Source organism: Peribacillus sp. P4_C12, from assembly GCF_056402095.1.
Window position 1 is genome coordinate 1 of sequence record NZ_JBFUIB010000054.1, and the last position, 18,292, is coordinate 18,292.

The 18,292-nt window shown below is 40.9% G+C and carries 20 protein-coding genes; 4 read left to right on the forward strand and 16 right to left on the reverse strand.

Features of this window, described 5'->3' with window-relative positions:
* The 9 genes from AC1DUW_RS10770 to AC1DUW_RS10810 all read right to left on the reverse strand — a co-directional run.
* On the reverse strand, nt 1-570 hold a 570-nt coding region (locus tag AC1DUW_RS10770), incomplete at its 3' end, for a tetratricopeptide repeat protein (protein ID WP_477642516.1).
* A 384-nt stretch (nt 571-954) separates the two neighbouring features.
* Complete coding sequence (gene hisIE / locus AC1DUW_RS10775; RefSeq protein WP_053348605.1) at nt 955-1,611, reverse strand: bifunctional phosphoribosyl-AMP cyclohydrolase/phosphoribosyl-ATP diphosphatase HisIE; 657 nt, start codon at nt 1,609-1,611, stop codon at nt 955-957.
* The gene (gene hisF / locus AC1DUW_RS10780; RefSeq protein WP_053348604.1) at nt 1,608-2,366 is read right to left on the reverse strand and encodes an imidazole glycerol phosphate synthase subunit HisF; all 759 of its coding nucleotides are present in this window, start codon (nt 2,364-2,366) and stop codon (nt 1,608-1,610) included. Before hisF ends, hisIE begins: the two co-directional genes overlap by 4 nt.
* Entirely contained in the window at nt 2,367-3,101 is a 735-nt protein-coding gene (gene hisA / locus AC1DUW_RS10785) for a 1-(5-phosphoribosyl)-5-[(5-phosphoribosylamino)methylideneamino]imidazole-4-carboxamide isomerase (protein ID WP_083450953.1), read from the reverse strand.
* Nucleotides 3,098-3,730: an imidazole glycerol phosphate synthase subunit HisH gene (hisH, locus tag AC1DUW_RS10790; RefSeq protein ID WP_053348603.1), complete on the reverse strand. Its 633-nt coding sequence runs from the start codon at nt 3,728-3,730 to the stop codon at nt 3,098-3,100. The genes hisA and hisH overlap by 4 nt, the downstream gene beginning before the upstream one ends.
* Nucleotides 3,731-4,318, reverse strand: coding sequence for an imidazoleglycerol-phosphate dehydratase HisB (gene hisB / locus AC1DUW_RS10795; protein ID WP_053348602.1), 588 nt, complete (start codon nt 4,316-4,318; stop codon nt 3,731-3,733).
* A 104-nt stretch (nt 4,319-4,422) separates the two neighbouring features.
* Nucleotides 4,423-5,703 carry a histidinol dehydrogenase gene (hisD, locus tag AC1DUW_RS10800; RefSeq protein ID WP_053348601.1) on the reverse strand — a complete coding sequence of 427 codons (1,281 nt, stop codon included), beginning with the start codon at nt 5,701-5,703 and terminating at the stop codon, nt 4,423-4,425.
* Between the two features lie 27 nt (nt 5,704-5,730).
* Nucleotides 5,731-6,360 carry an ATP phosphoribosyltransferase gene (gene hisG, locus AC1DUW_RS10805; RefSeq protein WP_477642522.1) on the reverse strand — a complete coding sequence of 210 codons (630 nt, stop codon included), beginning with the start codon at nt 6,358-6,360 and terminating at the stop codon, nt 5,731-5,733.
* Complete coding sequence (locus AC1DUW_RS10810) at nt 6,353-7,537, reverse strand: ATP phosphoribosyltransferase regulatory subunit (protein ID WP_053348600.1); 1,185 nt, start codon at nt 7,535-7,537, stop codon at nt 6,353-6,355. Before AC1DUW_RS10810 ends, hisG begins: the two co-directional genes overlap by 8 nt.
* A gap of 495 nt (nt 7,538-8,032) precedes the next feature.
* Here AC1DUW_RS10810 and AC1DUW_RS10815 point away from each other — a divergent pair, with 495 nt between their 5' ends.
* The 3 genes from AC1DUW_RS10815 (at nt 8,033) to AC1DUW_RS10825 (ending at nt 9,928) form a co-directional block, all read left to right on the forward strand.
* Nucleotides 8,033-9,082 carry a processed acidic surface protein gene (locus tag AC1DUW_RS10815; protein ID WP_477642517.1) on the forward strand — a complete coding sequence of 350 codons (1,050 nt, stop codon included), beginning with the start codon at nt 8,033-8,035 and terminating at the stop codon, nt 9,080-9,082.
* Nucleotides 9,083-9,152: 70 nt separating this feature from the next.
* The gene (locus tag AC1DUW_RS10820) at nt 9,153-9,719 is read left to right on the forward strand and encodes a class D sortase (protein ID WP_387830208.1); all 567 of its coding nucleotides are present in this window, start codon (nt 9,153-9,155) and stop codon (nt 9,717-9,719) included.
* Between the two features lie 65 nt (nt 9,720-9,784).
* Complete coding sequence (locus AC1DUW_RS10825; RefSeq protein ID WP_161804975.1) at nt 9,785-9,928, forward strand: YwzD family small protein; 144 nt, start codon at nt 9,785-9,787, stop codon at nt 9,926-9,928.
* Nucleotides 9,929-9,964: 36 nt separating this feature from the next.
* On the opposite strand, the gene AC1DUW_RS10830 is transcribed toward AC1DUW_RS10825, so the two are convergent.
* From AC1DUW_RS10830 to hprK, 5 genes are read right to left on the reverse strand one after another with little or no spacing between them, the layout of a single operon-like run.
* On the reverse strand, nt 9,965-10,483 hold the full coding sequence (locus AC1DUW_RS10830) for an acyltransferase (protein WP_053348597.1): 519 nt from the start codon (nt 10,481-10,483) through the stop codon (nt 9,965-9,967).
* On the reverse strand, nt 10,480-11,148 hold the full coding sequence (gene ppaX, locus AC1DUW_RS10835; protein ID WP_053348596.1) for a pyrophosphatase PpaX: 669 nt from the start codon (nt 11,146-11,148) through the stop codon (nt 10,480-10,482). The genes AC1DUW_RS10830 and ppaX overlap by 4 nt, the downstream gene beginning before the upstream one ends.
* A complete protein-coding gene (locus AC1DUW_RS10840) occupies nt 11,138-12,082 on the reverse strand; it encodes a nucleoside recognition domain-containing protein (RefSeq protein ID WP_477642518.1) in 945 nt (314 codons plus the stop codon). Before AC1DUW_RS10840 ends, ppaX begins: the two co-directional genes overlap by 11 nt.
* A gap of 27 nt (nt 12,083-12,109) precedes the next feature.
* Entirely contained in the window at nt 12,110-12,922 is an 813-nt protein-coding gene (gene lgt, locus AC1DUW_RS10845) for a prolipoprotein diacylglyceryl transferase (RefSeq protein ID WP_053348594.1), read from the reverse strand.
* Nucleotides 12,923-12,953: 31 nt separating this feature from the next.
* Nucleotides 12,954-13,889: an HPr(Ser) kinase/phosphatase gene (gene hprK, locus AC1DUW_RS10850; RefSeq protein WP_053348593.1), complete on the reverse strand. Its 936-nt coding sequence runs from the start codon at nt 13,887-13,889 to the stop codon at nt 12,954-12,956.
* A 184-nt stretch (nt 13,890-14,073) separates the two neighbouring features.
* Between hprK and AC1DUW_RS10855 the strand changes: the two genes are divergently transcribed.
* Entirely contained in the window at nt 14,074-14,748 is a 675-nt protein-coding gene (locus tag AC1DUW_RS10855) for an N-acetylmuramoyl-L-alanine amidase (protein WP_477642519.1), read from the forward strand.
* Nucleotides 14,749-14,788: 40 nt separating this feature from the next.
* Here AC1DUW_RS10855 and AC1DUW_RS10860 read toward each other — a convergent pair whose 3' ends face one another.
* Nucleotides 14,789-15,889, reverse strand: a complete 1,101-nt coding sequence (locus AC1DUW_RS10860) for a DUF4097 family beta strand repeat-containing protein (RefSeq protein ID WP_477642520.1) — start codon at nt 15,887-15,889, stop codon at nt 14,789-14,791.
* Nucleotides 15,890-16,122: 233 nt separating this feature from the next.
* Nucleotides 16,123-18,292 (reverse strand): excinuclease ABC subunit UvrA (gene uvrA, locus AC1DUW_RS10865; RefSeq protein WP_477642521.1); only part of this gene is annotated, 2,170 nt, incomplete at its 5' end.

The window sequence follows — 18,292 nt, forward strand, 5'->3', positions numbered from 1 at the left end:
ATTATAAGCCGACCAATAATCCTGGTATTCGGCAATCGTTTCTTTTAGTACTTCAATTGCCTTAGGGAAATTCCCCGATTCTAAATACTCACGAGCCTTTTCCTGCTTGGAAATTAGTCCATCATGCTTAAAGAGATTTTCTTCGGATTCATCCGACTCGAAGGTAATAAGTTCAAGAAGATCCTCTGCATCATCGCTGAACTCTCCGTCTTCTTCTTTATCCAGGTATGCACTCGCGTGGCGGTAAGCCTCCTTGAACATGCCTAAATGGGCATAATTATTCGCCAGGAAGTAATGGCATTCCGACATATATGGATCCATCACATCCAAGATATTTTCCAGGAGGTTATTTGAATAATTATATTCGCCGATCTCTGAGCAGGTGATTGCCAATTGACAGGCTATCATCGGTTCTGACGGTTCAAGTTCCAGCGCACGTTCCAAGTATTTTTTTGATTTAGGTAGTTCTCGTCTATGATATGCTTTTAGACCCTTGGTGAAATAATACTCACCTGTCGGGTGAAAGGTTAGAATTTTTGCCTGTTGGCCAAATTTAGAGTCTTTACTCATGTAATCCTCCATCTACAAGTTGATTAACCATAGTATTATAACATATTGAAGAATATTTGCCGAACAATTCAAGAAAATGGAAAATGGATTTGTGATACTTTTATTTAGAAATTATCAGGCAAAATACACAGGTTTTGAATCATCATTTTCTCATAAATGTTTTCCTTCACAGGTGTAAAAAAGAGCCATGATTATGAAGTGAACCCAAAAAGTTAGACACTTTATTTAATTAGACAGCCTTGAGGGCATGAACCCGGTAATCTTACGGGCTCATGACTTTAATTTTACCTTGATTCGTTGATGATTGTCGTCGTAAACACTCAGAAAAAAACCTTTATAAGGAAAAAATACCCTCCGGATTTGGGAGGGTATTTGACTATTTATTTATTCATTTTCTTTAGGTTCGTCCTTATCAGAATGTCTGGCCTTCAGTACATCAAGCACTGCTTGGAAAGGCAATTCCTGTTCTTGAAGAAGAACAAATAAGTGATATAGAAGGTCTGCACTTTCCATAGAAAGTTCTTCAGCATCGCGGTTTTTAGCAGCAATGATCACTTCAGCAGCTTCTTCCCCTACTTTTTTCAAGATTTTATCAACGCCCTTATCGAATAGGTAGGTTGTATAAGATCCTTCAGGCATTTCTGTTTTTCTTTTTCCAATCAATTTCTCTAATTCCGTCAAGAAAGTCACATTTGTCTGTACCGCTTGTTGCGCTTCTTTATTTTGGTAAATCGTTTCGCTGAAACAGCTTGTTGCACCTGTATGGCATGCCGGCCCTGCCGGAACAACACGAACGACTATTGCATCCTGATCGCAGTCATACTTCATTTCTGTGATTTTTTGCGTATTTCCGCTCGTTTCTCCTTTATGCCATAACTCATTGCGTGAACGGCTGAAGAACACGGTTTCTCCTTTTTCTATGGATAATTGCAAGGATTCTTTATTCATATAAGCAAGTGTCAGCACTTCGCCAGTTCCTGCATCTTGGACAATCGCCGGAACCAGACCTTTTTCGTCATATATAATAGTTTCGAGATTCATCGTACAACCACTCCTTGTTGTTTGAGAAACGTTTTGACTTCTTTAACAGATGTTTCTTTATAATGAAAAATTGAGGCTGCTAACCCTGCGTCCGCTTTTCCTTCTTCAAATGCTTCCTGGAAATGTTCCGCATTACCTGCGCCGCCAGAAGCAATAACAGGAACCGAAACTGCTTCCGATACTGCTTTTGTTAATGCGATATTAAAGCCCTGTTTTTCTCCGTCACAATCCATGCTTGTCAATAAAATTTCACCAGCACCACGTGTGACCGCTTCCTTCGCCCAATCAATTACTTCCCATTCAGTCGGTTTTCGTCCGCCATGGGTATAAACGCGCCATGAGCCAAGCTCTTCATCATATCGCGCATCAATAGCAATTACGATACATTGAGCACCAAAATAATCGGAACCTTCATTAATTAAGTCAGGTCGTAAAACAGCTGCTGTATTTAAAGATACTTTATCTGCACCAGCACGTAAAATCTTCTTCATATCAGCTAGCGAATTAATACCGCCGCCAACTGTAAACGGGATTGCTAGACTGCCTGCAACCGCTTGAACGACGTCAACAATCGTTTCCCTTCCTTCATGTGAAGCAGAAATATCAAGAAAGACAAGCTCATCAGCACCTTCTTGGTCGTAAAAGGCAGCTAGCTCGACTGGATCCCCGGCATCCCTTAAGGAAACAAATTGTATCCCCTTAACCACACGTCCGTCTTTTACATCCAGACAAGGAATAATTCTTTTGGTCAGCATTTAACCACGCACCTTTTCTACCGCTTCTTTTACAGTAAAGCGATTAGTATAAAGCGCCTTGCCAATAATCGCCCCTGCAACACCTTGAGCTTCATACTCCTTGAGGGTGATTAGATCTTCGAGCGAACTAATGCCGCCAGAAGCAATTACATTTTTGCCAGTTGCCTTCGCCATTGCCACAATCCCGTGCACATTTGGCCCTGAAAGCATGCCGTCTGTTGCGATATCGGTCACGATAAATGTCTCTGCGCCAGCATCAGCTAGTAGTTTCCCAAGCTCTATGGCCTGTGTTTCTGACGTTTGAAGCCAGCCATGAGTGGCAACCTTACCATCCTTCGCATCAATGCCAATCGCGATATGGTTTCCATATTTTCTGATCATATCTTTAGTAAATTCCGGGTCTGAAACGGCCGAGCTACCTAGAATTACACGCTCTACACCATTATCAAGATAATGAGCAATGTCCTGCTCCGTTCGAATGCCTCCACCAATTTGGACGCGGGCACCTAACTCTTTGGCTGCTTTAATAACGTAGGAATCGTTGATACGAACGCCTTCTTTTGCTCCGTCCAGATCGACCATATGTATCCAATCCGCTCCTTGGTCCGCAAAACCTTTAGCCATATCAAAGGGGGAATCGCCATAAACCGTTTCCTGATTGTAGTCTCCCTGGATTAAGCGAACGCATTTGCCTCCACGCATATCAATCGCTGGGTAAATCGTAAAGTTGCTCAAGCTTCTCCCTTCCCTTCTACTAATGTCAAATAATTTTTCAAGAGTGACATGCCCATCTGGCCGCTTTTTTCCGGATGAAACTGCATCCCAAATACATTTCCTTTGCCAACAATCGCCGGTACTTCCACATCATAAGTTGCTGAAGCGGTAATGTATGACTCATCAGTATCAGCGTAATAAGAATGGACGAAATAAACGTGTTCCTCTTCAAGGCCTTCGATCACTGGCGATACATGTTTAAATTCAAGACGATTCCAGCCCATGTGCGGCACCTTATAAGTCATCTCATTGGCATCCATCCCCGTAAAACGAACTACTTTACCTGGGATGAGGGATAATCCTTTTGCTGGTCCATTTTCCTCACTTTCATCAAAGAGAAGCTGCATACCCAAGCATATGCCTAATAAATAACCTCCACCGGCTACGTATTTTTTCAGGAATTCATCAAGCTTTTGTTTTTCCAACAGACTCATAGCATCTCTGAAAGAACCGACACCGGGAAGAATAATGCCTGTCGCTTTAGAAAGTTCTTCTGGATCATCGGAAATGAATGAGTCAGCTCCAAGTCTTTCCAGCCCTTTACTGACAGAGAATAAATTCCCCATTCCGTAATCGACGATTCCTATCATTTACAACATTCCTTTCGTTGAAGGAATACCTTTAACCCGAGGATCAATGGTAGTAGCTTCGTCCAATGCTCGCCCAAGCGCTTTAAATATCGCCTCAATCATATGATGCGTGTTGTGACCGTAATGAACGACAACATGAAGGTTCATCCGGGCTTCAAGCGCAAACTTCCAAAGGAACTCGTGCACTAATTCAGTATCGAAGGTACCAACCTTTTGTGAAGGAAACTCTGCACGTAACTCAAGATGCGGCCGATTACTTAAATCGATGACAACCTGCGCAAGTGCTTCATCCATAGGCACGAAAGCATTTCCGTAACGCTTTATACCACGCTTGTCTCCAAGAGCTTCCAATAATGTTTGACCTAAGCAAATACCAATATCTTCAGTTGTATGATGATCATCGACTTCTGTATCGCCCTTCGCATCAACGGTCAAATCAAACTTCCCGTGCTTCGTGAACAAATCAAGCATATGCGTCATAAACGGAACACCCGTCATAATTGAGGAATTCCCTTCCCCATCTACACCAAACTTCAAGCTAATATCAGTCTCATTCGTCTTCCGCTCCACACTAGCAAAACGCTCCATTACAACTCCTCCTCATTGGGGTCAGACCCCATTTCCCAGATGCAAAAATGCATTACAAATACTTTTATATCAATGTTTTCCGTATTATTTTCAGGGGTCAGGCCTTATTTCCCAAGTTTATTCGCACCGCGAGATTCGATTGCGCGGGCATGAGCTTCGAGGCCTTCCATGCGGGCAAAGGCAGCGATTTTCTCCGCATTTTGACGGAAGGCGGTTTCGCTGTACATGATGATGCTGGACTTTTTTTGGAAATCATCCACATTCAGCGGGCTGGAAAAGCGGGCCGTCCCATTAGTAGGCAACACATGGTTTGGGCCTGCAAAATAATCACCGACTGGCTCCGAACTAAAGCGACCAATAAAGATGGCCCCTGCATGGCGAATTTTAGCCATTACTTCGAGTGAATTATATGTCACAATTTCTAAATGCTCTGGTGCCAGTTCGTTGATGGCACCAACAGCTTCCACCATATTTTCGCATACAACAATTCGTCCATAATCGTTAATGGATGCAGCTGCAATATCACGGCGTGGAAGTAACGCTACCTGCTTGTTCACTTCCGCTGACACTTCTTCAGCCAGCTCCATTGAAGTCGTCACCAGAACACTGCAAGCACGTGCATCATGCTCTGCCTGTGATAGCAAGTCCGCTGCCACTTCTGAAGCAATTGCCGAATCGTCAGCTAACACGGCTATTTCGCTAGGCCCGGCAATCATATCGATGGCAACGTCCCCAAATACTTCCCGTTTTGCTAACGCCACATATATATTTCCTGGACCTACTATTTTATCAACTTTCACAATTGTTTCTGTCCCATAAGCAAGAGCCGCTATAGCCTGAGCGCCTCCAACCTTATAGATCTCTGTCACTCCTGCAATTTTCGCTGCCGCTAAAACCGCTGGCGTCAATTTTCCATCTTTTCCTGGAGGAGATACCATAACGATTCGTTCCACCCCTGCAGCTTTAGCCGGCATTGTGTTCATCAGTACAGATGAAGGGTATGCTGCTGTGCCACCTGGGACATACACTCCAACCGCATCAAGAGGTGTTAATTTTTGTCCAAGCATTGTTCCCGTATCATCAGTGGTAATCCATGAATTGCGAATTTGTTTCTCGTGAAACAATCGAATATTATCTGCCGCTTCTTGGATTATTGCAAGCTGCTCTACTGTTAACGCTGCTGTTGCTTCTTCAATTTCCTGTTCGGAAACGAGTAATTCCTCAAGACTTACACCATCAAAACGCTCAGTATAATTATATAAAGCGGCGTTTCCGCTTTTTCTTACATCATAAATAATATCCTGAACCGCTTTTCGTTGATCAGCCGTACCTGCATCAACCGAGCGCTTCAGTGAAATTCCTTCTGCTAACCGTTCAATTTTCATACGCTCACCTCATTAGCGATTCTTTTACTATTCTATAATTTCTGCTAAGCGATCCACAATTTCAGTAATCCTTGCTTCTTTTATCCTGTAGCTGACAGGGTTTGCCACCAACCTTGAAGTCACATCAGCAATTTTCGCATATTCAACAAGACCGTTTTCCTTCAACGTCTGTCCCGTTGAAACGATATCCACAATTCGTTCAGCTAAGCCAATTAAAGGAGCTAACTCAATCGATCCGTTCAATTTAATAATTTCGACTTGCTCTCCCTGTTCACGGAAATAACTAGAGGCCACATTTGGATATTTACTGGCTATTTCGGGCGCGATGTCGCTAATTTTCGTACCAGGAAGACCGGCAACAGCTAAGTAGCAGGCACTGATTTTCAAATCAAGTAACTCATATACATCTCGTTCTTCCTCTAACATAACATCCTTACCTGCAATTCCAATGTCCGCTACACCGTGTTCCACATAGGTTACAACATCCATCGGTTTAGCTAAAATGAAACGTAGATTCTCCTCTTCTACTTCAAGAATTAATTTCCGGGAATCATCAAACTCAGGAGGTAGACGGAAACCGGCCTTTCTTAATAGCTCTGCCGCTTCTTCAAAGATTCTCCCTTTAGGCATCGCAATTGTTAAAAAGCTATTATTCATCTTTTCCATTCCCTCCATTCCCCACAAATAAATGCACTTCCGAAAACGTTCTTGTAAACGCATCAACATTTTGAACGACCGTGATATCTTGAATCGTCACCCGTTTTCCTTCAGATCGTTTTGATTTTGCAAAATCAAGTGCTTCCATTCTGCGTTCGGGAGTGAATAAAATACATTCCGGCGCAACAGGCTGCATAGGTTCCCCAAGTGCTTCAGCAAGACGATCCACACGGATGGCAAAACCCGTAGCAGAAGCATTCCAGCCGAATTTTTCAAGCAGGTTATCGTAGCGGCCACCATTACCGATTGGTGAACCTACTTGATCTGCATACACTTCAAATAAAGTTCCTGTGTAATAGCTCATATGGCTGACTAATGTTAAATCAAAGCTCACATATTGAGCCACGCCAAATTCTTTCAACTGCGCAGATAATTCCTTCAGTTCACCTAAAGAATCTTGTCCTTTGTTGTTTTCAACCAAATCCAAAGCTTTTGTCAGCGTGCCTTCACTACCTCTTAATGAAATAAACTCGATGAGCCTTTGTTTATCAATAGATGAAAGCGGCAGTGATTTTACATGCTCCCTAAAACCTACATAATTCTTCTCATATAAAAACTTCCTTAATACAGAGGCTCTTTTTTCCGTACCTAGAATGCTCAAGAAAAATTCCTGTAAAAATCCGATATGACCAATGGAAATCTTAAATTCCTGAAGTCCGGATGCCTTTAAAACATCTGCCAGTAACGCAATCATTTCAGCGTCGGCACAGATTGACTTATTTCCGATACATTCAATACCAATCTGTTCGAATTCTGCTGGTCGGCCGCCTTCACGCTGCTGAGCACGGTACACATTTGCTGAATAGGCAAGGCGAAGCGGTATTTGCTGTTTTAACAGTTTGGATGCCGCAACCCGTGCAATAGGGGCTGTCATATCCGGTCGAAGTACAAGCGTATGTCCCTGAGAATCAAGCAGTTTAAACAACTGCTGATCCAAAATAGCCGAAGCTTCACCAATTGTTTCATAATATTCCAAAGTAGGCGTTTCAATAAATTGATAACCCCACTTCTTGATTTCATCACTCATTTTATTTCGGACCGAGGCTTTCGTTTCATACAGCACCGGCAGTGTATCTCTCATGCCTAACGGTTTCTCAAACATAAATGGCTTAGTCACGACTGCACATCCTTTTGAATAATGGTTACTTTATATATATATTTCCAATCGGTCCGCCTTTAAGCAAAAACCAATGTCATTACAAGTATTCATTTTTGTATATACAATTATCTTTCCAAGATAAAACACTTAAAACCCACTGGGCTAACATATAAAATAGTATCAAAAAAAATAACATAATCATATAAATACTCGAAATAATCTATTAAATCACTTTAGTTCGCTAATATGGTAACAAGATGAAGTTATTAATAGTTTACTCCTGGCCCCATCTCCCGTCAAGAAAAAGGTGCCTGACCCTATTTCCCAAAATAAATAACGGTTACTGATCTTACAGCAGCAAGTTTTTGGAATAAAAAGCAAAGGATTAGATCCTATTCCCTAGACCTATACACCTATCTTCAACCAATCTTTGTTATTGATGTATACCTTTTGTTTAGGCTGTCTTATACTTTTTAGGAGATTAGTATTATTTTATTTTAGGGGGAAATGAGATTGAAGAGAATTTTTTCGTTTTTTGTTGCATGTGTCGTTCTTTTTTCGCTTGGTTTTAGCGGAACAAAGAGCTTTGCCGCAACTATGATTAACCAGGATGAGCTGAAAGCATATCTGACTGAAATAAGAATGACACAAGTTGAACTGGAAGATTATTTAGCATACTACGACTTGACATTAGATGAGTTAGAATCGGTAGCAGAGCTGCGTGATACGTTAGGACCTACTGTCACTCCTGAGACTTTACATAATCTGCTTAATGAATATGAAATGACCGAAGAAGAACTTACGGACTTATTAATTGAATACGGCGAACTTGAAGAGGGAGAATCCATTATCGATACCTTCCACTTCATTTATGACATTGAAGATCTAATTAATTTAGAAATGGATTATGATGAGGAAGACATGGAATATGATGAGGAAGAGATGCTCGATTTAATGGATGGACTCTTTACTGAGATCGGTCTTACAGACGAAGAGCTTGAAAGATTCATGAACCACCTTTTACCCATCGTCGAGGACCCAGCTTTTGAAGATCGTCTAATGGCGATTTCCGATAGGATGGACCAATTCGAATATTTTGAAACAATTGATGAATTGTCTGCGGAACAAGTAGCGGAATTGCTTTCGATTTATAATGATTTGCAAAGCTTGCTACAAATTCAATTCAAATTTGCCTTAATACAGGACGGTGTCACCACAAACCTATCCCTTGAAGCATTATTCAAGCTTGATGAATTGACGAATGCTAGTTTACTAGTTTCAATCTATGATTTAAGCGGCAACCTTTTACTAGATTTTAAATTGACAGGTGAAATGATTGGTTCCAATTTAGTAAAAGAAACCGGTAATGACCTAAAACAGTCTACTGAGGTAATATCTAAAGTGGTGGATGTAAAAAAAATAAAGAAGAAACCCACACATAAAACTGTAAAAGGCGGAGTGTTGCCTAAAACAGCTGGAAATTACCTATTCGGATCATTAATCGGTTTAATCATGATAGCCTTTGCATTTGGATTATTTAGAAAAGCGAGACTCGTTAAGTAAAATGAGCGAAAATAGGCATTCTAAGCACAAAAAAAGATGGTTGATTGCCACTGCGGCTTGCTTTTTGATCGTGGGTTTTTATTTTACAACGACGAACGCTTATACACTGTTAAAAGGATATGCCATATATAAATGGAATAAATCTGAAACAACTGAGGCAACAGCTAAACACCCTGAAATAAAGGCTGATACTCCGGACGAGGATGAACTATATGATACACGACCGGAAACAGGTGATTTAATAGGTGAGCTTTATATTCCAAAGCTTGAGGCAACACTTCCGATCTACCATGGAACGAATGAAGATGAACTTGAAAAGGGTGTCGGCCATTTCGCTGAGTCGGTCCTACCAGGTGAGATGGATAATTCCGTTTTATCTGGACATCGAGATACCATTTTCAGAAAACTTGGTGAAGTTGGAAAAGGTGACTTGCTTATTACCAAAACAGAAGCTGGCACGTTTACCTATAAAGTGAGGAAGGTCCGTATCGTCGATGCTGATGACCGTACGGTGATTGTTCCCAAGCCTAAATCCACACTTACTGTAACAACCTGCTACCCATTCTCATATATTGGTAATGCACCTGAAAGGTATGTACTCATCGCTGATTTACTTAAATCTGAAATAGACAATTAAAAATGAGGGCTGCATGCTTTTGCAGCCCTCTCTCCATAAAAAAAGGGTAGGAGGACAAATTCAAAATGGATAAAGAAGCTCAGGAAAAGTTTTTTCAAATATTAAAAAATACGTATAATACTACAACTAACGAAGAGAATATATCGATTGACGAATTCATCGGCCAAATAAAGAATGAATTGACTTCACTATACCCAAAATTACATTAAAAAGGACCTGCCACATAGAATGGCAAGTCCTTATTTTCATAAAGAAGTTTGCTGTTCCCGATTCAGCATTTCCTCTTTTGTATAAATAATTTTCATTGGATTTCCTCCGACAAAAGCTCCCTCGGGAACATCTTTATGGACTAGTGTACCAGCAGAGACAATCGATCCATTTCCAATTGTCAGTCCTGGGAGAATAGTTGAATTGGCTCCAATCAATACTTCGTCTCCAATCACGACTTCTCCTAACCGATATTCATTAATTAAATATTCATGAGCAAGAATCGTCGTATTATAGCCGATAACAGTATTTTTCCCCACAGATATTTTTTCTGGAAACATCACATCCGGCATGACCATCAAGGCGAATGAAGTATGCTTTCCAACTTTCATATGTAAAAAAGTCCTGTAAAGCCAATTCTTCATGCTTAAAAACGGTGTATAACGCGCTAACTGAATCACCACAAAGTTCTTCACGACTTTCCAGAATGGTACGGTCTTATACACATGCCAAAGTGAATTAGCCCCTTCTACCGGATAGCGGGTCGTACGTCTCATTTTCTAACCTCTGTATGCTTTTCAATCTCTATGATATTCAGTAAGTCAGCCATTTGCTCTAGCATATAGTCAGGATGATAGCTTTCTAAAAATTCACGTCCTCTAATCGACCACGCGACACCCGCTGTTTTGGTACCCGCATTTTTCCCGCCAAGAATATCATGATAACTGTCTCCAACCATGATTGCCTCTTCAGGAACCGAACCGAGTTGGTTTAACGCTTTTACCAGCGGCTCTGGATCCGGCTTGGCTTTTTCCACATCATCCAGAGTGACCACGACTTCAAAGAATTGGTCAAGTTTGCTTAAACGCAGGCCTTTTTCGACGACATCACGTTTCTTCGTCGTAACGACCGCCAATTTATAGCCACTCTGCTTCAAAGTTTGAATTGTTTCAAACACACCGTCATACTGTGTCACAAGTAAATCATGATTCTTCCAATTGTTCTCCCTATAGAAAGCGATCATTTCATCTATACGTTCCGGATCTATAGACGAAAACGTATCAACCAAAGTCGGGCCGATAAATGGAATAATATCCTCCCGCTTGAACTGTCCCGGACAATAATGATCTAAAGTTTTTGTAAAAGAGTCGATAATCAATTCAATAGTATTGATTAACGTTCCATCAAGGTCAAATAATAATGTAGTTATTTTACTGTTCATATACGGCTTCCTTCCTCTGCACACTGTCAGTCCGATTCCAAATATAAGCGACCACCATCGTTAGCACAATAGCGGTGATTAATCTGATAAGTAATAACGGCAAAACCGGAATCCCCAGTGGAATAAAAATTAGTGTATCCTCTATAACAGCATGACAAGCAACTAAAAAGATAAATGCAATCGTCATATCCTTCTTCGAGACATTATCTTCTTTCGCTGCTTGAATCATTACACCTGCCCCATATGCAAGACCAAGCGTCAACCCTGTTACAAATGGCATAGAGGCATTTGGCTTCATCCCTAAGACTCTCATAAAAGGAGCAAGAGCTTTTGAGAAAGCTTCTAGCCATTTTAAATCTTTCATGATTTGAACGGCGACCATAAGCGGGATAACGATAACCGCCAGTTGGGCTATTCCGGAAAGAGCTTGCATAACCCCATGTAAAAGGATGGCACCAACCTCTGTAATCTCGGCTGTATCCCGGATAGCAATTCCTTGTGCCATTTCCGATCCGCCCTGCCAAACGAGATTGATGACAACCGCAGACAAAAGCGCCAGTCCAATCCGTACAGTTAAAATGATCCACAGCTTGACACCAGTTTTCATCGCCACACCTGATTCAATTAATAAATTATGTGAAAAAGATAACATCATAGCGATAATAAATACCTCTTTCACAGTCAGGTCTAGCGTTAATATGCCTGCAATCGCTGCATATAAGTTCAAGAAATTCCCTAGGACGAGTGGTATTGCCGCGTCCCCAGGAAGACCGATGAGATTCATCAAAGGCGCGATCAAGTTAATGATCCATGGCAATACAGGTGTATATTGAAGCACGGTGACAATCAACGTAACTGGAAAAATCACTTTTCCCAATGACCATGTTGTATTCAAGCCAGAAAGGAGCCCCTTTTTAACCGAGTCTACTATCACTATGCCCTCTCCCTTTACACATATTCTCTATGCATCTAAATATCTTTTCTCAGCATATCCACGGACTCTTCTAAAGATTACTAATGCAATAGCAACGACGACCAACACAATGGAAATCACTTGTGCGATACGAAGTGACTCCGTTAACATCAAGCTATCTGTCCGTAGCCCTTCAATGTAATAACGGCCAATAGAATACCATAATACATACGTTAAAAATAGCTCGCCCCTACGCAGGTTCACTTTACGTAAACTTAGAAGAATAATTACACCGATAATATTCCAAACCGATTCGTACAAAAAGGTTGGATGATAGTAAGTTCCATTTATGTACATTTGGTTAATAATGAATTCAGGCAGATGCATATTTTCCAAGAACGCTCTTGTTACTTCTCCTCCATGCGCTTCCTGATTCATAAAATTACCCCAACGGCCAATTGCCTGACCTAACAATAAACTCGGTGCAGCGATATCCGCCAGCTTCCAGAACGAGACTTTCTTCACCTTAGCAAAGACTATCGCGGTAAGCACCGAACCAATTAACGCACCATGGATTGCAATTCCACCATTCCATATCTTAATGATATCCCCAGGATTTTGTGAATAGTACTCCCACTGGAAGATGACATAATAAATACGTGCACAAATAATCGCAATTGGAACAGCAAACAATATCATATCTGTAAATATTTCTTTATCAAGACCTCTGCGCTCACATTCCCTTAAAGCAATAATAAGACCTAGTAATACACCGAAACCGATAATTAGACCATACCAATGTATCTGAATTGGCCCGAGATCAATTGCAATCGGATTCAACGGCTGTATAGCTTGTTCCATTTCGTCCCCTCTTTTCCTATATACCTATTCATTAAAATTCATCATGATCCGGTTCTGCAATCGCATGATTCAAACGATCTGAAAATTGTTCTGCAGCATTTACGCCCATCCGTTTTAGACGATAGTTCATGGCTGCCACTTCAATAATTACAGCTAAATTTCGTCCAGGGCGGACAGGTACGGTTATTTTTGTAACTTCCGTATCAATAATTTTCATTTTTTCTTCATCAAGACCAACCCGGTCATATTGCTTATTTTTTTCCCATAGTTCAAGATTAATGACTATCGAGATTTTTTTATTGCTCCGGACAGCACCGGCCCCAAATAGCGTCATTACGTTAATGATTCCTAACCCTCGGATTTCCAGAAGATGTTCAATCAAATCAGGAGCATTCCCGACTAGCGTATCCTGATCTTCCTGGCGGATTTCTACGCAGTCATCTGCAACAAGTCGATGGCCCCGTTTTACTAATTCAAGCGCTGTCTCACTTTTACCGACCCCGCTTTTTCCAGTAATCAATACCCCTAAGCCATAGATATCTACTAATACACCATGAACGGCTGTAGTTGGTGCTAATCTGCTTTCAAGGAAGTTGGTCAGACGGCTGTATAACCTAGTAGTCTTCATATTAGATCTCATCACAGGAACGGACTCCCGCTCAGATGCTTCAATCAACTCTATTGGCACTTCCTGACCACGCGTAATGATAATGCCTGGTGTAAAGTCCCTACATAGTTCTTCCATCCTCTGTATTCGATCCGGCTCATTCAGTCGATTAAAAAACGACATCTCCGTCATACCTAAGAGCTGTACTCGATCCGCAGGATAATAATCAAAAAAACCAGCTATTTCAAGTCCTGGACGAGATAAATCACTAGTGACAATTGGGCGATTAATTCCTTCTTCTCCGCTGATAAGTTCTAGACCGAATGCGTCAACTATATCCTTTGTACGGACTTTTGCCATATATCTTTCCTCCTTTTGGAGCACTACTATTTTTAACGATACTTTTTCTATTTTAGCATTTTTCTGTTAATAACCAAACAAAGCATTATCGTTTTATTCTTTTTTTCTGATGAACATGCTACTTTTTATTCCACTCGTTTGATTATAATAATGGATAAAGTATTTTTGGAAAGGAAAGAATTACATGAAAATCATTATTGATGCAGGGCATGGGTATAATACTCCCGGCAAACAATCTCCTGAGGGTATGAAAGAATATGAATTCAATAGGGAAACGGCTGAATTTACGAAGTTCTATTTAGAAAAATCAAAAGCAGTCACCGTTCATTTTGTTCATGAAGACGGGCGAGATGTTCCACTTAAGGAACGTATAAACAGAGCCAATTCACTCGGAGCTGACTTATATATCTCCATTCATGCAAACGCCTTTGGTTCTGAAAGTTGGCATGAGGCAAATGGAATTGAAACCTTCATTTATCTCTCGAGACCGAAAGAGTCACTTTCTATAGCTGAAAAGGTCCAAAGCGAACTTGTTAAAGCTACTCAGTTAAAAAATAGAGGGGTAAAAACCGCCAATTTCCAGGTTTTACGCGAAACAAGATGTCCGGCCATTTTAGTCGAATGCGGGTTTATGACCAATCAAAAAGAAGCATCTCTTTTAAAAACTACGGCGTACCGGAAAAAATGCGGAGAATCTATTGCTAAAAGCATCCTCGTCTACTATAACCTCCAAGCTGATGTAAACCCCAATATGTATAAAGTTCAAATAGGTGCCTTTACAGAAAAGAAAAATGCAGAGGCTCTTGTCAAAAGGTTAGCCAAAGATGGTTACAAAGCAATCATTAGCGTACAAAAATAAATGAAAGCCCCCCATTTGAACTGGTGGGCTTTCATTTTCACTAGGAAACTGTTATCGCTGCAGTCTTGGTCTCTGCAAATACATGAAGCACAGGAACCTCCTCTTTAGCAGTCTTAAACTTAAGGACCTTTTGAACCACATCACTCTTTTCTTCGATGATGGTCATCCCTTCCAAGCTTACGTTAAAACCTCCTAAATTAGATTTCAACTCTCCCTCGATTGCCTTTCCTGGCGGCAGGATCAGCTGGACTTTTCCGGTAATCGATTTAGYATGTATAGAGTCGCAATCTAGCTCAGAGTTTTTGCAGACAATTTCACCATTAAAAGTTTGCACATCTATTTTTTTGAAATAACCATCCGCATTAATAGCACCGTTTAAGGTTTCAGCCTCCAAGCCATTATAATTTGTATCTGAAATGGTGATCGTTCCATTACCTGTTTCGAGCTCGCACGACTCACCATTACCCTGTAAAATATGAATCGCACCATTGGCTGTTTTTGCTTTGAGTTTATTGGATTCCAATGATTCGGCGGTTATAGCACCGTTAAACAACCTTACCTGAATGTCCTCATATTCCTTCCGAGGAATGTATAAAACCGCATCGACTTTAATGGATTTTTCGAAAACCTTAAACCTCATTTTCCCTTCTTCAATCGAGAAGTGAACATCCTCTAAAAAGTTTTTTCTCGCTTCTTCGATATCCTCCACCCTGTATACCTTTGCCTGACATTCAACCCGTACATCCTTATGATCCCAAGTAGCAATTTTTATTTTCCCATTGGCTATATCTATATCGACTCCATTCAGAACCTCATAATCATGCTGGAAAATATGACTGACATCAACTGATTTTCCAAAGTTGAAATCAAGATCGGTTTCTTTAATCTTCTTAAAAGCACTTTCAACAAAATCAATAATCTTTTCCTTTGATGACTGAATATTCTTCTTAAACGTGTCCTGAGTATTGTCCTCGCTTTTCTTATCCACGACTACGGTTGATAATTCATTTTGTAGTTTCTGCTCTTTCGCTTCACTTTCCTGACTAGCTTTTTCTAAGTCTTCCAAAAGACTCATTGCTTCTACCGCAGTCAACTTTCCATCTTGAATCATCTCTAAAATCTTCTTTCTTTCTTCCTGCATGAACATTCCTCGCTTTCTTATATCATTTTATTCATACATACGCCTAGAAATCTAAAAAGTTTCATAAATACACTAATTCCCATTTCTCGACAAGGTGCTGCGACAATTTTCGAAAAGAGCAAGGTGGAATTTCCCCGGAAATATCTAGCTTTCATGGATTTTAATCAAATGATTAATTAAACTGACGCTGTCATATTTCCACATAAAAAAACAAGCCAACGGGCTTGTTTTTTTTATGCATGTTCATGCTCTTGTTCTTTTTCTTCAATCAATTTTTCCATTCTAATTTGGTCACGGGTCAGAACACGCTTTAAGTATTTCCCTGTGTATGATTCGGCAACTTCACATATTTCTTCAGGCGTACCGTAAGTGACAATCGTACCGCCTTTATCCCCGCCTTCTGGACCTAGGTCAATAATATGGTCCGCCGCTTTGATGACATCAAGATTATGTTCTATTACTAAAACAGTATCACCATTGTCTACCAGCCGTTGCAAGACTTCGAGCAACCTAGCTATATCATGGACATGAAGTCCGGTAGTTGGTTCATCCAAGATATAAAAAGAGCGGCCAGTTGAACGGCGATGCAATTCAGAAGCGAGTTTCACCCTTTGCGCTTCACCGCCAGATAAAGTGGTTGCCGGCTGTCCCAGCTTGATATAGCTCAGACCAACATCATAAATCGTTTGTAGCTTCCGCTTGATTTTTGGGATATTTTCAAAGAAACTAACCCCTTCCTCAACAGTCATATCGAGAATGTCGGAAATATTTTTACCTTTATATTTCACTTCAAGCGTTTCCCGGTTATAACGTTTACCATGACAGATTTCACACGGAACGTAGACATCAGGAAGAAAATGCATTTCAATCTTGATAATTCCGTCACCACGGCAGGCTTCACAACGACCGCCCTTCACATTGAAACTGAATCGTCCTTTTTTATAGCCACGGATTTTTGCTTCATTTGTTGAAGCAAAAACGTCACGAATATCATCAAATACACCTGTATAGGTTGCTGGGTTAGAGCGTGGCGTTCTACCAATAGGTGATTGGTCAATATCAATGACCTTATCTAAATGCTCGATTCCTTTAATTTCACGAAACTCCCCTGGTCTAGCTTTGGCGCGGTTTAGCTTTTGAGCTAATGACTTATGAAGAATCTCATTCACTAATGTACTTTTCCCCGAACCTGAGACTCCTGTGACAGCTGTAAAAACTCCAAGCGGGAATTTAACATTAACGTTTTTTAGGTTATTTTGTTTGGCCCCTTTAATTTCAATAACACGGCCGTCATTTTTCCGGCGTTCCAATGGCAGCGGGATAAATTTCTTCCCTGATAAATATTGGCCGGTTAAAGATTTAGGGTTATTCATGACCTCTTCAGGGGTTCCAGCAGCCACGATTTCTCCACCATGAGCGCCTGCACCTGGTCCGACATCAATCAAATAATCCGCCGCAAGCATCGTATCTTCATCATGCTCAACAACAATCAGCGTGTTCCCAATTTCACGCATATTCTTTAATGTTTCAATTAATCGATCATTATCTCGCTGATGCAATCCTATAGACGGTTCATCTAAAATGTAAAGAACACCAGTCAAACGGGAACCAATCTGTGTTGCCAATCGAATACGCTGGGCTTCACCGCCTGATAATGTTCCTGCTGCTCGGCTTAACGTTAAATATTCCAAACCGACATTGGCTAGGAAACCGAGCCGCTCCCGGATTTCACGTAAAATCAATCTCGCAATTGCAGCTTCCTTTTCGGTCAAATCAAGCTCGTCAAAAAATACTAAAGCCTCTTCTACCGATAAAGCGGTAGTCTCACTTATATGAACCCCTTGAATAAGCACAGAAAGACTCTCTTTTTTCAGCCGATGTCCCTTACATGTTGGACAGTGGTGCTCCGACATATATTTCTGCATTTGTTCACGAATATAGTCTGAGTTCGTCTCCTTAAAACGCCGCTCGATGTTTCTTATGACGCCTTCAAATAGAATATATCCCTCTTGCACTCTTCCAAAATCATTTTTATAGCGGAAATAAATTTTATCTTTACCTGAACCGTATAAAATTTTCTCCAATTTATCATCCGGTATATCTTTAACTGGCACATCCATATCTATGTCATAATGGGTGGCTACCGCTTCAAGAAGCTGAGGATAATATTGAGAACTCGTCGGCTCCCATGGGGCAATCGCATGTTGACGCAGACTTAATTCCTTATTCGGGATGACCAAATCACGGTCCACCTCAAGTCTCGCTCCCAAGCCATCACAATCAGGGCAGGCCCCGAACGGGCTATTGAAGGAAAACATTCTCGGCTCTAGCTCTTCGATGGAAAAGCCGCAGTATGGGCAGGCATGGTGTTCGCTGAACAGTAGTTCTTCTTCACCCATAACG

What these genes read in the sequence shown, in the direction of transcription:
- hisIE (WP_053348605.1), bottom strand. Translation starts at nt 1,611, where the DNA reads ATGAATCTCGAAACTATTATATATGACGAAAAAGGTCTGGTTCCGGCG.
- hisF (WP_053348604.1), bottom strand. Translation starts at nt 2,366, where the DNA reads ATGCTGACCAAAAGAATTATTCCTTGTCTGGATGTAAAAGACGGACGT.
- hisH (WP_053348603.1), bottom strand. Translation starts at nt 3,730, where the DNA reads ATGATAGGAATCGTCGATTACGGAATGGGGAATTTATTCTCTGTCAGT.
- hisB (WP_053348602.1), bottom strand. Translation starts at nt 4,318, where the DNA reads ATGGAGCGTTTTGCTAGTGTGGAGCGGAAGACGAATGAGACTGATATT.
- hisD (WP_053348601.1), bottom strand. Translation starts at nt 5,703, where the DNA reads ATGAAAATTGAACGGTTAGCAGAAGGAATTTCACTGAAGCGCTCGGTT.
- hisG (WP_477642522.1), bottom strand. Translation starts at nt 6,360, where the DNA reads ATGAATAATAGCTTTTTAACAATTGCGATGCCTAAAGGGAGAATCTTT.
- AC1DUW_RS10825 (WP_161804975.1), top strand. Translation starts at nt 9,785, where the DNA reads ATGGATAAAGAAGCTCAGGAAAAGTTTTTTCAAATATTAAAAAATACG.
- AC1DUW_RS10830 (WP_053348597.1), bottom strand. Translation starts at nt 10,483, where the DNA reads ATGAGACGTACGACCCGCTATCCGGTAGAAGGGGCTAATTCACTTTGG.
- ppaX (WP_053348596.1), bottom strand. Translation starts at nt 11,148, where the DNA reads ATGAACAGTAAAATAACTACATTATTATTTGACCTTGATGGAACGTTA.
- lgt (WP_053348594.1), bottom strand. Translation starts at nt 12,922, where the DNA reads ATGGAACAAGCTATACAGCCGTTGAATCCGATTGCAATTGATCTCGGG.
- hprK (WP_053348593.1), bottom strand. Translation starts at nt 13,889, where the DNA reads ATGGCAAAAGTCCGTACAAAGGATATAGTTGACGCATTCGGTCTAGAA.
- AC1DUW_RS10855 (WP_477642519.1), top strand. Translation starts at nt 14,074, where the DNA reads ATGAAAATCATTATTGATGCAGGGCATGGGTATAATACTCCCGGCAAA.